A 14,972-nucleotide genomic window follows, 5' to 3' on the forward strand; every position below is an offset into this window, starting at 1 on the left:
CGGGGGGGGGGTGTTAGATTGTTTCTTTAAAGTATAGTATTAATGACATTTCAAAAGGATCCTATACATCTGAAACGTCGTTAAACATAATTGAATCCATAAAATAATCTTGAAAATCTGCCCTATTAGATAATTCTATATAAGTGGTAACTTTTTTTATTTCTAATGCCTTTTCTCTTTGCTCCTCAGACAATAAATACATTCTTGCACCACTGCCAGCGCCATTACCAATAGAATAGACCTTACCTTCTAGCTCTTTTGGTAACATTCCAATGTTTATAGTACTATTTATATCCATAAAGTTGCCAAACCCACCGGCTACATATACTTTTTCTATTTCCTTATAACTTATTCCTTTCTCAGAAATTAATATTTTTATGCCCGCACTTATTGCTGCCTTTGCAAGTTGCACTTCTCGGACATCCTTTTGTGTAAAATAAATTGGATTATTATTCTTACCACTTTTTTCTACTAGAAATTGCTTCATTCCATCTATGAGAACTACTCTGTTACTTAAATCTACATTATCTATTTCATCTGCATCAAGCATTTTGCCTGTTTCATCAATAATTTTATATTTAAGGAATTCAGACACTGCATCTAGTACCCCTGAACCACATATTCCTATTGGCAATTCATCCCCAATTGTTTCGTATATTTTTTCTAATGCAAAATCAATTTTTGAAACTGCCCCCTTTACACCACCTATACCATATTTAATATTGGCACCTTCAAATGCGGGACCTGCAGCTGTGGAACAAGCAACAATCCCATTGTTATTTCCTAGAGCTATTTCACCATTTGTACCAAGGTCCAAAAGAATGGAGTATTTTTCAGATTCCATCATTCCGCTTGCTAATATACCTGCTGTTATATCACTGCCAACATAACTTGAAATACCTGGTAAAATGCTTACTATTCCACCTATATTAATTCCAATTTCTTCACCATTAAAGTCCAAATTTTCAGTAAATACAGGAATGTATGGTGCCTTAGATATATTTATACAAGATATCCCTAAAAGCATATGAAGCATCACTGTATTTCCGGCTATTGTCATATTGTAAATATGGTCTTTTAATAAATTATTATTTAAACATAGTAATTCTAACATTTCATTTATTTGATTTAATATTAAGTCTTTCAAGACTTGTACACCATTTAAATTCTCTATTGTAAAACTAATCCTTGAAATTACGTCTGACCCATAGGTTCTTTGTTTGTTAACCTGTGAGACTATATCTACAGTTTTTCCACTTACCATATCCACTAAATAACAGGCTATTGTTGTGGTCCCGATGTCTACCGCCATTCCAAATAATACATCAGTAGTATCTCCACTTTCTAATTTAACTAGCGTATTTTTATACATACAAGCTGTAACTTTGAAATCATCCCTTCTAATAATGTGACTTAGATTAAATAAAATTTTATTACTAATTTTTATTTCTTTTATTTTTATTCCCTTTAATTGTAGCGCTTCCCATAACCTTTGAAAATCATCTCTTTGATCATTAATGTTTGGAACGTCTAATTTTAAAAATTCTTTTATAAGAAAAGGTTTAACACCTATAGCAGGCTCTTGTCCAACTGTTAGTACATTCATATTTTCTTCTTTAGCAATAATCGTTATCTCTATATCATTAACTACTTTATATGAGCATGCCAAACGGATACCTTTTTCTATCTCTAAAGGGTTTAAATGAACTATATCAGCTTTATTGGTTTTTAAAGCTATATCAGTTATTAAAACCTTACATTTCCCACAGGTTCCTTTACCATTGCAAGGATTTCGAATGATAATATCGTTTTCAATAAGAGCTTTCAGCAAGTTTTGACCCTTAAAAGCTTTTATGGAAATGGGATTATTATCAGTTCTAATTCTCACTTCAATATTTTTATCCACTCTATATTTACAATCTTGCATGTTACATTCACTGCAAATATGCTCTAATTTACAGATTCCAATTCCTTCTCCAAATCCAAAAACCGCTGTGGTTGACTTAATTGGGATCATTAAAGAAGATTCTAGCAATTCTACATTCATCCTTGTTTCCCTAAAACATTCAAATATCTTCTTTTGCTCATTTACGGGCCAAGTTGTATCACCTGGGGATATTTTTTGAGTAATACCCATATTAGTCCCTTTTAAATCATCTACTATGCTATTCCAAAATGATTTATTTATATACCCCATACCTGTTATCCCAATATTATCTACAATCATTCCTTTTAGATAATTATCATCATCAAAAGCATCTTGTATAATTTTATCAATTTCTAATCCAATAGTAGAAACTAAAACTATTACATAGCTACAACCCTTTAATTTATTGGCAATAAATTCTCCTTCAAAAACAATTGAATTATCTAATATAACTCTTTCCTTTTCTATACTCTTAATGTTTATTTTTTTAGACCATATTTGAGGTTTAATATAGGTCTTGCAATTCCTTATCTCTTGTCTTATAGAATCTAAAACCTCTTCCCCAGGTTCCGAATTCTCATAACCAAATAATCTTATTATTTCATCTTCTTCTATATGTAAATCAAATTCTGTTCTAACACTCATTATATTAGCACTTCCTTTGTCATTTTATTATTAACATTAATTTAATTATATTGCAAAAAACTATTAAGTGTAATCCATATTTAAATTTAGCTAATAAAATTAATATATAATCATATTCCACAAACATATTTTTCTCTGATTTCTTTTATTAATCTGCAGTAATGTCCTACCACATTTGTTACTAATTTCACTTCCTTTTCTGCTGTAGCATTTGTTGGATCTCCTATTACACCGTTTAGCATATCATCTTTTTCAGGTAGTGCAAATGTTCCTTCAAAATGAGTCTCTGTTACCTATACCAACTTCTGACAAGAAAAGAAAGCTATTTGCATATTGATGTTGCTCATAGCGGAATTGGCGGTGATATGGGTTGGAGCAGCATACTTCGAGATAGTGATATAGTATATGCACAAAATTATATCTTAGATTTTACTATTTCTATCGAATAATAATAGTAATTAAAAGGCCGGTTCATAATTTTCAATAAACATATTATGAACCAGCCCTTTATAATAAATTATTTTTTATAACTTCCGTATTCATGTGCCATTCTTATCATTGTCCTAGCAGCATCAAATGGTGCATTGGCGGGATATTCACAGCCTGTTGCAAGCATAAATCCCCCATCCTTTTTAAATGCATCTATTACTTTCTTACATTCTGCCTCTATTTCTTCTGTTGAGGCACTTATTACCCATGTTGGAGAAATATTTCCAATCAACGTTGTTTTGTCTCCATACTTTGCTTTTACTTCTTCTAGAGAAGTACAATCATCTGGTAAATGAAGAAAGGATATAGCATCTGGCTTCATTGCTTCTATTTGAACATCAAAATAGATTCCGTTTCCACAATTATGAATCATAACCATGCATCCACGAGCATGAATATGTTCTGCTAATTTTCTTACAAGTGGCCCTTCCGTTTCCTTCCACATCTTCTTACTCATTATGGATTGAGAAGCAAACAATGTGTCAACCATTATAGCATGTATGCCCGTATCTATAAGTGCATCTATATAATCAATCAAAGTATCTGTTATATCCTCTAAAGGGATTTTAAGTGCCTCTGGTTCTTCTAATATATCCATGAACAAATTTTCTTCTCCCCTTAGCATTCCGAGGATTCCAAGAGGACCAAATATAAACGCTACAATTGGAACCTCTTCTCCCTTGGCTTTAACGAGAATGTCACAAAGTTTAATATGCTGGCTCATTCTTGGAGTTTCCTTTGGATTTAATCTCTTAACAAGTGAATAATCCTCTATAGATTTTATTAGTCTGTTTCCGAAATCAGGATGTGCTGCTTCAGTTTCAGGATAAATGAGTTTTTGTCCAAAATCTGCAGCTTCTACTGATAAATCAGTTAATGTCACGATTACGTCTAATCCAAATTCCTCGGTTACCTTAATATATGCCTGCGCAGTAACCTCCGCATTAGTTGTCCAAGTCTTATAATCGGCTCCTATGAGCCTTCTTGAAGCACCATTTAATAATGGATAAACAGGGACTCTGTCGGCTTCCTTATGCTGTAATGATAATACTACTCTTTCTATTGGCTTCATAATGTCTACCTCCAAATTTAGTATATCTTTTTTATTTCTGACTTCATTTTCTTTAGAAAAGTGTGCTATTACATAACGTTTTTAAAAATACTCCTTATTAAAAATAATATTTCATATTCTGCATCCACAAATAATTCTTTTATATTTTTCACTGTAGCCTTATTAATAAATTCAGAACGTGTCATTTCATTTGCAAGTGATATGATTTTATAAAAACTACTAGAATTATTTTTTACAGTACTGGCATGTCGCAAGAAGCTGAATCTAAAGTTATAACATCTATAATTACTTTGGGTTGATTTTTATAATCTGGAAGCTTAACATCTATACCATCAAGGGTTCCAGAAGCTCCTAAAAATATGCCATACTTTGAGCAAATTCCTTTTGCAAAATCAAGTGCAACGTTTTTGCTATCTGGCTTGCATTTACACATAGGTTCTATATTCCTTGTGGCATTTCCACATACAAAGTAAGAACTTAACTTTTCATTTTCTTTTATATATTCAAATAATGGAATTATATATGGTGAAACAAATTCTTCAAAGTTACCAGGTGATATCTGTGAAACCATTGGGTCAACTACTGCAATTACATCTACTCCTGCTTCCATGTACATTCTAGCAGTATTAACACAAACTTCTTGGCAAAAGCTCATAAGTTCTTTAATTTTTTCAGTTTCATCCATCATCTCATAAAATATGTCTGTGCCTTTTAAATGCAGTGCCAATGTAAATGGCCCTGTTATAAATCCATAAATAGCATTTTTATCACCTAAGGTGCTACAAATTTTTCTTGTAGCTTCTAAAACTATAGGAAATCTTCCATCACTTTCTGTTGGAACTTTTAAATCCTTTAACTCTATTCCATCTTCAATTTACCTTACTAGCATACTAGCTTACTAATAATGATTTTGCAACTTCAGCAGCTGTTGCAGCATCTGCTGTATAATGATCTGCACCTATTTCTTTAGCAAAATTAGCTGTGATTGGAGCTCCACCTATCATAAATATATATTTATCTCTAATACCACGTTTAGTAAACTCATCAATTATCTCTTTCATTGCAGGCATTGTTGTTGTAAGTAGCGCTGATAGACAAACTATTTGAGCTCCTACTTCCTCCGCTTTGTCTGCGAAAGTTTCTGCTGAAACATCTACACCTATATCATAAACTTCAATACCTGTACCTTTAAGCATCATTCTAACAAGGTTTTTACCTATATCATGTAAATCTCCCTTTACGGTTCCTATAACAGCTTTACCTATTGCTTTAATTCCTGCCTCTGCAAGTATTGGCTCAAGTATTTGCATCCCAGCATTCATAGCACGAGCAGCTATTAACATTTCTGGAACATATATTTCATTGTTCTTAAACTTTATGCCAACCTCACTCATAGCGGATATTAACCCTTCATTCAATATACTCTCAACACTAATATTTTCTTCAAGGCCTAAACTAACTAATTCTTTAACCTTTTTAGCATTTCCCTTTTGTACGAATAATGAAAGTTCTTCTAAATTCATAACTAATTCCTCCTAAAATTTTATGTTTTATAATATGATTCAACTATATACCCTTACATAACTTCTGTATTGTAAATAACCCACACTTTTTAGCAATATCTTACTATGCTGTGAGTTGTATCTCAAATAAGTTTAATGTGGTTGTTTGTTGTAATATTTTAGAGATTTATAATACTCTGAACTTACCCAACTGATCAGCTTTATATATAGCTTTACATAACATATCAACATCGAAGGGCATATTTTTTGTAGACTGAGTTTTAACTCAAGCAAACTCAGCTACTTTTTTTATATTTTCTTTATTTTTATTAGTTATGACTAATTGCTCTAATGTTACTAGTAATTTGTGGTCTATGTGTTTCACAAACTATAGTTGCCATAATGTTCCCGCCAAAAGCAGGCGAGTCATTAGTAGCAACTTAGTTTCAGCATCAATTTCTAATGCTGTACAGTCAGCTGTTAGCCCTGTATGCACTCTTGCTGATACCCTAGGTGCAAAATCTCTACCAATAGAAGAAGCACCAAAAAGTACAATCTCAGGCTTGTTGTTTATTTATAATTTTATTTTAATCAGGACAGCAGGTAAAGAAATGATTAAAGGACTTGAGGCTGCTGGAGTTAAAGAGGGTAAAATATGTATAGTTAATGTTAATGCAGCTACAAGCTCATGCATTGCTCGTGAAAAAGGTTTCCGTGCTGCATCTGAAGGTAGCAAGTTTACAATTCTTCAAACACAATATGGTGAAGGTGATACTGCGAAGTCAAAGGATCTTGCAGCAAATTATATTACTCAAGGTTGTGTAGGTATGTTTGGTGCTAATGAATGCTCCACAGTTGGTATAGGAAATGCAGTAAAAGAAGCAGAAAAAAAAGTTATAGGAGTTGGATTTGATAAGTCTGATGCAATTCTCAACCTTATAAAAGAAGGTAATCTTCTTTGTACAATACCCTCATAACCCAGATGTTATGGGTTATGAAGGTATGAAAATTTCTGCTATGTCTTTAGCTAGAACAGATGTTGGACCAGCTAAAGTTGATACAGGCATATCTGTAATTGACAAGTCTAAAGTTAATTAATTCCTGAAGCTTTTAGCATAGAAACAATATTTATTCTTTACAAGAGGCTGTCTCAAAGAATTAATGGTAAGGATTGATGCACACTTAAGGCTCGAAAATAGGGCAATTCTTCTTAATGAGAGTAGAAATAGAATTATGCTTAATTTTAAAAACCTACCATTAGATTTAAAACACCGTGAAGCACACATTTAGGGCAAACAAATAGTGCTTACGAGGCTTGAATTTGATATTATTGAGCTGCTTTCTCTGCATCCAGGACAGATATTTTCTAAAGAACAAATCTAACCCTGAATATTTATAGTCATGTCAATAAAGAGATGCAAAAAAACGCAACTGAAAAATTAAATAATATTTCGGGTGGCAAAGCGGTGGCAAAGCGGTGGCAAAGCGGTGGCAAAATAAAAAACACCATGTATTAAACACAGTGTTTTAAATGGTGCGAGTAAGTCTATAAGCCGAGTTCTGTATTAGACAATCATCTATCTAGGCCTATTGTTACCAATAGGCTCAAGCGATACACCCGAAAGCGGGACGGGCAGTCCCAAAATGCTTTCCTATTCGATCTTGCTCCAGATGGGGTTTACATAGCCGCAAAGTCGCCATTGCGCTGGTGAGCTCTTACCTCGCCTTTCCACCCTTACTAGTATATTTCAAAGTTCAGAAAACTGACCTTTGAAATACCTTTAGCGGTATATCTCTGTTGCACTTTCCTTAGAGTCGCCTCCACTGGTAATTAGCCAGCACCCTTGCCCTATGGAGCTCGGACGTTCCTCTCCTGTATTTCTACAGCAGCGATTGTCTGGCTTACTTGCAAAGACTATTTTATCACATTTCATCCCAAAAGTCGAATTTATTATAAAAGCCCTCCAAAACCGTTGTAAAATATATCATATTATTATATAATTAGAACAAATAATAATATATGTGCTAGGGGTGCCTTATGGCTGAGATATGAATATTTAATTCATTAACCCTTTATACCTGATCTGGATAGTACCAGCGTAGGGAAGCGGTCATGATGTATAAATGCATTAACTGTATTCCTTTGAGAATATAGTTTTTTTGTTTTTACCGTAATACTCCTATAGCACAATATGTGGAGGCTATTAAAATGAATTTCAATGAAAGAATTACCGAACTTACAAAAAGTCCCATTGCTATTTTTGCGCTATTAGGACTATTTTTATTACTCTATGCAATTTTGAAAATTAGAAAAATTAAGTTTACTACACATATGATAACCCTAGTTGGTTTATCTATTGCATTAGCTACTGTATTACAGTTTATCACAGTATTAAAATTGCCCCAAGGTGGTAGTGTAACTGCTGGAAGTATGGTTCCCATAATACTTATTGCTCTTTTTTATGGCCCCGAAGTTGGGTTTTTAACAGGGTTTTTATTTGGAATTATTAATTTTATAATGACCCCCTTTGCTCTCCATCCGGTTCAAGTTCTATTTGATTATCCCCTTCCATTTATGGCTATTGGAATAGTTGGTTACTTTAGAGCTTATGATATTAAAGGGAAACTTATGGGAGTGCTCCTTGCTATGCTAGCAAGATTTTCATGCCATTTTATATCTGGTGTAGTATTTTTCGGAAGTTATGCTCCAAAGGGAACCTCTGTTTATTTATATTCCTTTTTATATAATGGTTCATACATGGGTGTCGAAACCATTATTACCTGTGTAATTATTGCGTTTCTACCTTTAAAACGATTATCAAAAATAGTTTTAAAGGATTAATACAGTATTTCACCAACAATTATATAAACTGTAGTTCCCTTGCCTATAATGGATTCTATATTCACACCATACTCTTCACCATAATACAGTTTTATACGTTTATCTACATTTTTTATTCCTACTCCACCAAGCTTAACATCTTTGGTGGATTTTTCTTTTTGTAATAAACTTAAATCGAAACCATCACCATTATCCCTTATTATAAATATAATATTTTTACCTTGTCTTTTTGCAGTTACATTTATAAGACCATTTCTGTCTACCTCTCGAATTCCATGGTAAATTGCATTTTCCACAATTGGTTGAAGAATTATTTTTAATATCTTAACATCTTTTATGTTTTCATCATAATAGAAATCACAGCTTAACTTATCTCCATATCTCTGCTTTTGAATATATAAATATTGCTTTATATGCTCAAATTCATTGTATATTGTGGTTATCTCATTTCCCCCATTTAATGATAGTCTAAAAAATTGAGCTAGGGCTTTTGTAAGAGATACAACTTTTTCAGTATCCTTGAACTCTGCCATCCAAGCAATAGTATCTAAGGTATTATACAAAAAATGAGGATTTATCTGACTATGCAAAGCATTTAGTTCAGAAGTCCTTAAGTACTTTTCCTTTTGTGATATTTCGTCTAAAAGTTTCTTTATTTTTTGGATCATATTATTAAAGTGCGCAGCTAAGCTTTGAGCCTCATAGCAACCATTTTCATTTAATTCAACCGTAGTAAAATTTTCTTCAATATTTCTCATAGCCTGTTCTAATTTTGCTATAGGCCGAGTTATCCTTGCTGCAAAATAGCTTCCACTATAAGCTATAATAAGTAAAAATACTACACTAATAAGGACAATAGTTTCTATAAGATTTCTTTTCATTACGCCCAATTCATGTAAGCTTGAGACTCCAAATAGTGTCCAATCAGTGTTCTTAATCTTATAGCGCTGAATTAATGATTTATCTTTTGCATCGTATCCTTCAGGCATTTTACTCTCTGCAATTAGATTGTTTTGTAGCTGAGGACTTATAAAATAATTTGTATCTTTATGGTAAACCACTTCATTTTTATTGTTTAGTATAAAAACATAATCCTTAGCTCCAACATTCAAATCATTTAAAAAATTATCAATAATTTTATACTTAACATCAATTAAGAGCACCCCTAAATTATTTTCCTTTTGGTCTCTTATTTCTTGACTTATAGAAATAACCCAATTATCTTTATCCATTGAAAAATTTTGCATCCTGGCCTTAGTAAGTACTGGCATACTACTATGTATAGCATCAACATACCACTGTTCTTTCATCATATCACTTGACATAGACATATTTAACTTTTTTTCATTAGATATAAGCCTTCCATCTTTACTAACAATAATAATAGATTTTATAGAAGGATCGCTTTCTATAGTATGATTTAATAGTCCACTCAGGTTTTTCTCTGCCTCATTATTTTTACTTTCGCTTAAATAATCTATAGTTTCATTATTATTAACCAAAATATTAGATATTACCTTTAACTTATCCACATAAAGCTCCACATAATTTCCACTTTTTTCCACAGCCATCTTAGTGGCATTTAAATCTTGGTGGAGTTCTATATTAAAAAAACTATTATATAAAATAAGCGCCATGAGAAAAATGGCTATTAAACTTGATATAAAATAAAAACTTGTGATTTGAAATTTTATTTTATTAAAAGCTTTAGGTTTAATCATAAACTTAGCCCCTTACTTTCTCTTTATATTGATTTGGAGACATGCCATATTTCTTTTTAAACACAGTACTAAAATAGTTAGGATCTTCAAATCCCAAGGCTTCTGCTATTTCATAATTTTTCATATCTGTGCTAAGCAATATTATTTTTGCCCTTTCCATTCTTTCATTAAATACATATTCTTGAAATGTAACTCCAATTAGTTTTTTAAAAAGATTGCTTAAATATCCAAAGCTAAGACCCATTTTATCTGATAATAGTGTTAATGATAGCTGAGGATTACCAATATTGTCTTCAATCTCCTTTTGTATTTTTACCTTGTATCCATTATCATTATCGGAGATAGGCTTATTTTTAAGTCCATTAACAATAGATTTTACCTCATCTTTATAGTTTTCAGAACTAATCTTATTTATTAATTTCCCTAGGGCTTCACTTATATCTTTCTTAGAAGCAGGCTTTAGTATATAATCATCTACCCCAAGCTTTAACGCAGATACCGCGTAATCAAAATAATCATAACCAGTAACTATGCATATTTTCACCTCAGGCTTTATGGCTTTACAAGCCGCGGCAAATTCTAACCCATTTATTTTAGGCATGTTTATATCAGCAAGAATTAAATCTGGCAGTTCTTCCTTAAAAATTTCTAATGCAGCCTTTCCATCACTAGCTTCCAAAACCTTATATATATTGAGTTCACTAAAATTAACAAAAGACAAAATTCCTTTTCTTATGATATCTTCATCATCTACTACTAATAACTTATACATATTAATTTCACTTCCTACTATTTGTGATTCGCTATGTCTTTAACATTAAAGAAAAGATTGACATAAATCAACCTTTTCTTTAAAATATTTCTTATTTAATTAAATTCATCAGATATCCATAGCCTGTAGCTTCCATTTTATCCACAGATATAAATTTTATGGAGGCACTATTTATACAATATCTCTTTCCACCCTTGTCACTGGGCCCATCATCAAAAACATGACCTAAATGTATATCTCCACTTCTGCTTCTAACCTCTGTTCGAATCATGTTGAATTTCTTATCCACTTTTAATGTAATTACCTGAGGTGCAATAGGCTTTGTAAAACTCGGCCATCCACAGCCTGAATCGTATTTATCTGTGGAAGAAAACAGTGGTTCACCTGTTACTACATCTACATATAAACCTGCCACATGATTATTGAAATATTCATTAGAGAATGCACTTTCCGTATTATTCTCTACAGCCACCTTATATTGAATATCTGTTAGTATTGCTTTTAACTCTTCGTTACTAGGTCTAGGATATTTTTTAATATCTATATTAACCACCTCTTCGCTAAGATTTGAAAAATCTATATGGCAATACCCATTAGGATTTTTCTCTAAATAATCTTGATGATACTCTTCAGCTAAAAAGAAATTCTTTAATGGCATAACTTCAGTGTAAATCACTGATGCATATTTCTTTTGCTGACTATTAATTACACTATCAATTACTATCTTATCCATTTCACCTTTATAATATATGCCTGATCTATATTGACTTCCAACATCATTTCCTTGTCTGTTTTTAGAAGTTGGATCTACCACTTTAAAATAAGAAGTTAAAAGCGCTTCTAAACTAACCCTTTCAGGGTCATATTGAACATGCACTGTTTCAGCAAAATTAGTTTTTCCAGTGCATACTTGTTCATAAGTTGGGTTATCCACATTACCATTAGCATAGCCAGATGTCACATCAGATACACCATATATCCTTGACATATAAGCTTCAATTCCCCAAAAACATCCACCTGCTAGCCAAATTTCACTAAGTTTTGATTTATCAAACTTTATATTGATATTAGGATTATCAGGAAATTTAGATGTTTTAATGGGCACCGTCGCTATAACATTGTTCTTTTTAGATAGTACTGGTATTAAAACTATAGCTGCTAATATAGCAAATATTAACGCAAACACTCCTAAATACTTAAATTTCATACTATTACCACCTTTCTAACATATCTGTCTAGGCCTAAAATACCCCATTAATTTTATTACTTTATATTTTTAAATTCATCCACTATAACATCATTGCTTTTATGGCCTGGTAGTATTTTAACTAAAATCCCGTCACTTCCTATAAATACTGAAGTAGGATATCCACGAACCTCATACGTGCTAGCTACTATGCCTTTTTCATCTAATAATACTGTTAAATTCTTATATTCTAGTCCGCTAAACCACTTTTTAAAATCTTGTGAATTCATCTCGCCTCTAAAGCTTGGTGATACTATAGTTATTACCTCAAAGTCTTTATCCTGGGCAGCTAAAGTATTAACCTCCCCAAGGCCTGCTAGGCATATAGAACACCAAGATGCCCAATATTTTATATACACTTTTTTGCCTACATAATCAGATAATTTATGACTTTTTCCCTGAAGATCCATTAATTCAAAATCAGCAGCCTTTGTTCCTTCATTCATTTTTTTTACATCCACAGATTTTATTTTATTATCCACATTACTTATTTTAGTTTTGTTACTTTTTAAGTAACCTGTTAAAGTTGAACCTATTAAAACAACTATAAGTAATATACCTATAAATTTCATATATTTCATGGTTTTATCCTCCCATTATTATTCGAATAATCTTGTAAGTACATTCAAACTATTGTTCATAAGCAGGATACCCATTAAAATTATAATTATCCCTCCTGCAATCTTTATCTTTCCTAAATGCTTATTTAGCTTTTTAACATGTCTTAATAACCCATCCGAGAAAATTGCAATTATTAGAAATGGAATCATTAAGCCTAGTGAGTAAATAATCATTAACCATACTCCATATAATGCCTGACCACCTGATGCAGAAATACCAAGTACTGCTGCAAGTATAGGCCCAATGCAAGGTGTCCATCCAAAGCTAAATGAAAATCCCAAAAGAAATATTCCAAATATCCCATTGTTACTCTTTATAACCACTCTTTTTTCTCTATCTAACAACTTAAAATGTATTAATCCAGTTTGATGAATACCTAAAACAATAACCACCAATCCACAAAGTGTTATAAATGCACTACTATTAATTATAGTTCCAAGAGAACCAGCCCCAAACCCTAATATAATAAAACTTGTAGATATTCCTGCAACAAATACTAGGGTTTTCGCTATAACTAAAAGATTTATATTTATAGCTCCTAATTTTCTAATATATTTCCCATGGTTTTCATTGTCTTGATCGCCAGCAAAAATCGAAATATAAACTGGAAGCAATGGTACGAGGCACGGTGAAAAGAAAGAAAAAATTCCTGCTACAAAAACCGTACTCATAAATATTTCATTACCTATCATTGTCCCCACCACCTTTGTTTTATAATATTATTCTAGTCTTCTATTGGCTATTAGTACATAGATTATGATACTGTAATCATTTGATTATTCTATATAAAAAAAATCCCCACAAACTAATAGTTTGTGGGAAGCATTATTACAGATTATTTTTTAACAATAAAAAACTGCTGAAATATATTCAGCAGTCACCTTTTACTAATGTTTATTGATATATTCAGAAAGATTTATTAACTTTCGGCGGATTACATTTGAATATACCATTTCTTTCACCTCTTATAAAATTCTCTAAATATGTCTGTTCTAATATTCTAAATTTCTTAGTGTCATTATATTGTTTTACAGTATTTGTATAAAAATCAAGAAAAATCTCATCCTCCTTACAAAATAATATCTTGTAGTTGGATATTATCTCAAATTTAAAAACAGGGTCTCCATGACTTACCCACGAACTTTGCAGCAACTATCTCTTTTTATAAGTGTTGTTGGTATAACCACTTTTTTTGCTATTTCTCTTCCAGATTTCAACTTTTCAATCATTAAATCCACAGCAGTTTCGCCCATAAACTCCATATGGATTCTAACTGTAGTTAATGCAGGTACTATAAACTGTGCATTTATATTATCATTATATGATACGATACTTATATCTTCTGGTATTCTAAGTCCAGCTTCACTTATAGCTCTGTACGCGCCTATTGCCATAGAATCATTAGCTAATATATAAGCCGAAATATTATTTTTATCTCCTAATGCCTTTTTCATAAGCTCATAACCACTTTGTGGTGTAAATTGACCTAAGTACAAAATATCCTTATAGTCTATTCCTCTAGCGCACATTTGTTCCTTATAAGTTCTTTCCCGTCTATCAACAAAAATATCTTTCCCCTCATTAATATATTCCTCACCACTTATAAATCCAATATTTTTATGACCTAGTCCTTCTAAATAATTTAATGCATTTATAGTCGCATATTTAAAATCACATACTACAGAATCATAAACTTCACTTTCAGGGGAAGAGTCTATAAACACTATGTTGTCCGATACTAGTCTAATCTTTTCTACTTCTTTATAACCAAATTTTCCTATAGCAATAATTCCATCTATTTCTTTTGCATATGTAGTAAAAAATGGCGATAATTTTATTACTTCAATATTTTCACTAGCACATTTATTTTCTATAGCCATCCTTATAGACAAATAATATGGATCTAGTACTTCTTCTTTTTCAGTGTACCAATTCGCTATGGCTATTTTATAAGTACTTTTCTTTATATTCTTTTCTTTCTTTTTTATATAATTTAATTCCTCCGCCACTTCAAATATTTTTTGTTTTGTAGCATCTGTTACATTTAATGTATCATCAAAATTTAATACCCTAGATACAGTGGCGATTGATACTCCAGCTTTGCTTGCAATATCTTTTATTGTGGTCATAATTCT

15 protein-coding genes, 1 other RNA gene, 1 pseudogene and 1 riboswitch are annotated in these 14,972 nt (G+C 31.8%); of the genes and pseudogenes, 4 read left to right on the forward strand and 13 right to left on the reverse strand.

Annotation, left to right across the window (positions count from 1 at the left end):
* Positions 1–61: 61 nt before the first annotated feature.
* Both KPL51_RS00765 and KPL51_RS23835 read right to left on the reverse strand, forming a co-directional pair.
* Positions 62–2,572, reverse strand: coding sequence for an ASKHA domain-containing protein (locus KPL51_RS00765; protein WP_224853443.1), 2,511 nt, complete (start codon positions 2,570–2,572; stop codon positions 62–64).
* A gap of 110 nt (positions 2,573–2,682) precedes the next feature.
* Entirely contained in the window at positions 2,683–2,814 is a 132-nt protein-coding gene (locus KPL51_RS23835) for a hypothetical protein (RefSeq protein WP_263628120.1), read from the reverse strand.
* Between the two features lie 84 nt (positions 2,815–2,898).
* Here KPL51_RS23835 and KPL51_RS23840 point away from each other — a divergent pair, with 84 nt between their 5' ends.
* A complete protein-coding gene (locus KPL51_RS23840) occupies positions 2,899–3,021 on the forward strand; it encodes a hypothetical protein (RefSeq protein WP_263628121.1) in 123 nt (40 codons plus the stop codon).
* 68 nt (positions 3,022–3,089) lie between these two features.
* Here the strand turns inward: KPL51_RS23840 and KPL51_RS00770 are convergent, their stop codons facing one another.
* The 4 genes and pseudogenes from KPL51_RS00770 to KPL51_RS00785 all read right to left on the reverse strand — a co-directional run.
* On the reverse strand, positions 3,090–4,133 hold the full coding sequence (locus tag KPL51_RS00770; protein WP_216155866.1) for a uroporphyrinogen decarboxylase family protein: 1,044 nt from the start codon (positions 4,131–4,133) through the stop codon (positions 3,090–3,092).
* 232 nt (positions 4,134–4,365) lie between these two features.
* The gene (locus tag KPL51_RS00775) at positions 4,366–5,007 is read right to left on the reverse strand and encodes a uroporphyrinogen decarboxylase family protein (RefSeq protein WP_216156143.1); all 642 of its coding nucleotides are present in this window, start codon (positions 5,005–5,007) and stop codon (positions 4,366–4,368) included.
* A 16-nt stretch (positions 5,008–5,023) separates the two neighbouring features.
* Positions 5,024–5,656, reverse strand: coding sequence for a cobalamin B12-binding domain-containing protein (locus KPL51_RS00780; RefSeq protein WP_216155870.1), 633 nt, complete (start codon positions 5,654–5,656; stop codon positions 5,024–5,026).
* Between the two features lie 335 nt (positions 5,657–5,991).
* Positions 5,992–6,200 (reverse strand): annotated as a pseudogene (locus KPL51_RS00785) (electron transfer flavoprotein subunit alpha/FixB family protein); the annotation flags it as partial.
* A 46-nt stretch (positions 6,201–6,246) separates the two neighbouring features.
* On the opposite strand from KPL51_RS00785, the gene KPL51_RS00790 reads away from it, so the two are divergent.
* Together KPL51_RS00790 and KPL51_RS24190 are read left to right on the forward strand one after the other, a co-directional pair.
* Positions 6,247–6,612: a substrate-binding domain-containing protein gene (locus KPL51_RS00790; protein ID WP_224853456.1), complete on the forward strand. Its 366-nt coding sequence runs from the start codon at positions 6,247–6,249 to the stop codon at positions 6,610–6,612.
* Positions 6,613–6,937: 325 nt separating this feature from the next.
* Positions 6,938–7,018: a hypothetical protein gene (locus KPL51_RS24190; RefSeq protein WP_312888275.1), complete on the forward strand. Its 81-nt coding sequence runs from the start codon at positions 6,938–6,940 to the stop codon at positions 7,016–7,018.
* Positions 7,019–7,168: 150 nt separating this feature from the next.
* Here the strand turns inward: KPL51_RS24190 and rnpB are convergent.
* An RNA gene (rnpB, locus tag KPL51_RS00795) (RNase P RNA component class A) lies at positions 7,169–7,544 on the reverse strand.
* 108 nt (positions 7,545–7,652) lie between these two features.
* Positions 7,653–7,758: riboswitch (TPP riboswitch) on the forward strand.
* 86 nt (positions 7,759–7,844) lie between these two features.
* Here rnpB and thiT point away from each other — a divergent pair.
* A complete protein-coding gene (gene thiT / locus KPL51_RS00800; RefSeq protein ID WP_216155873.1) occupies positions 7,845–8,477 on the forward strand; it encodes an energy-coupled thiamine transporter ThiT in 633 nt (210 codons plus the stop codon).
* On the opposite strand, the gene KPL51_RS00805 is transcribed toward thiT, so the two are convergent.
* The 6 genes from KPL51_RS00805 to KPL51_RS00830 all read right to left on the reverse strand — a co-directional run bounded on the left by KPL51_RS00805 (position 8,474) and on the right by KPL51_RS00830 (position 14,966).
* Entirely contained in the window at positions 8,474–10,198 is a 1,725-nt protein-coding gene (locus tag KPL51_RS00805; protein ID WP_216155875.1) for a sensor histidine kinase, read from the reverse strand. The genes thiT and KPL51_RS00805 overlap by 4 nt on opposite strands.
* A gap of 4 nt (positions 10,199–10,202) precedes the next feature.
* On the reverse strand, positions 10,203–10,970 hold the full coding sequence (locus KPL51_RS00810; protein WP_216155878.1) for a response regulator transcription factor: 768 nt from the start codon (positions 10,968–10,970) through the stop codon (positions 10,203–10,205).
* 91 nt (positions 10,971–11,061) lie between these two features.
* Complete coding sequence (gene msrA / locus KPL51_RS00815; RefSeq protein WP_216155881.1) at positions 11,062–12,177, reverse strand: peptide-methionine (S)-S-oxide reductase MsrA; 1,116 nt, start codon at positions 12,175–12,177, stop codon at positions 11,062–11,064.
* Positions 12,178–12,233: 56 nt separating this feature from the next.
* Entirely contained in the window at positions 12,234–12,797 is a 564-nt protein-coding gene (locus tag KPL51_RS00820) for a redoxin domain-containing protein (protein ID WP_216155884.1), read from the reverse strand.
* Positions 12,798–12,815: 18 nt separating this feature from the next.
* Positions 12,816–13,529, reverse strand: a complete 714-nt coding sequence (locus tag KPL51_RS00825; protein WP_244997953.1) for a cytochrome c biogenesis CcdA family protein — start codon at positions 13,527–13,529, stop codon at positions 12,816–12,818.
* Between the two features lie 438 nt (positions 13,530–13,967).
* Positions 13,968–14,966: a LacI family DNA-binding transcriptional regulator gene (locus KPL51_RS00830; RefSeq protein ID WP_216155887.1), complete on the reverse strand. Its 999-nt coding sequence runs from the start codon at positions 14,964–14,966 to the stop codon at positions 13,968–13,970.
* Positions 14,967–14,972: the final 6 nt, after the last annotated feature.

The sequence above is a fragment of the Clostridium bowmanii genome (assembly GCF_018861315.1).
Classification (GTDB): Bacteria; Bacillota; Clostridia; order Clostridiales; family Clostridiaceae; genus Clostridium_AD; species Clostridium_AD bowmanii.

What these genes read in the sequence shown, in the direction of transcription:
- KPL51_RS00780 (WP_216155870.1), bottom strand. Translation starts at nt 5,656, where the DNA reads ATGAATTTAGAAGAACTTTCATTATTCGTACAAAAGGGAAATGCTAAA.
- KPL51_RS23835 (WP_263628120.1), bottom strand. Translation starts at nt 2,814, where the DNA reads ATGCTAAACGGTGTAATAGGAGATCCAACAAATGCTACAGCAGAAAAG.
- KPL51_RS00825 (WP_244997953.1), bottom strand. Translation starts at nt 13,529, where the DNA reads ATGATAGGTAATGAAATATTTATGAGTACGGTTTTTGTAGCAGGAATT.
- KPL51_RS00765 (WP_224853443.1), bottom strand. Translation starts at nt 2,572, where the DNA reads ATGAGTGTTAGAACAGAATTTGATTTACATATAGAAGAAGATGAAATA.
- KPL51_RS00810 (WP_216155878.1), bottom strand. Translation starts at nt 10,970, where the DNA reads ATGTATAAGTTATTAGTAGTAGATGATGAAGATATCATAAGAAAAGGA.
- msrA (WP_216155881.1), bottom strand. Translation starts at nt 12,177, where the DNA reads ATGAAATTTAAGTATTTAGGAGTGTTTGCGTTAATATTTGCTATATTA.
- KPL51_RS00790 (WP_224853456.1), top strand. Translation starts at nt 6,247, where the DNA reads ATGATTAAAGGACTTGAGGCTGCTGGAGTTAAAGAGGGTAAAATATGT.
- KPL51_RS00820 (WP_216155884.1), bottom strand. Translation starts at nt 12,797, where the DNA reads ATGAAATATATGAAATTTATAGGTATATTACTTATAGTTGTTTTAATA.
- KPL51_RS00770 (WP_216155866.1), bottom strand. Translation starts at nt 4,133, where the DNA reads ATGAAGCCAATAGAAAGAGTAGTATTATCATTACAGCATAAGGAAGCC.
- KPL51_RS00830 (WP_216155887.1), bottom strand. Translation starts at nt 14,966, where the DNA reads ATGACCACAATAAAAGATATTGCAAGCAAAGCTGGAGTATCAATCGCC.
- KPL51_RS00805 (WP_216155875.1), bottom strand. Translation starts at nt 10,198, where the DNA reads ATGATTAAACCTAAAGCTTTTAATAAAATAAAATTTCAAATCACAAGT.
- thiT (WP_216155873.1), top strand. Translation starts at nt 7,845, where the DNA reads ATGAATTTCAATGAAAGAATTACCGAACTTACAAAAAGTCCCATTGCT.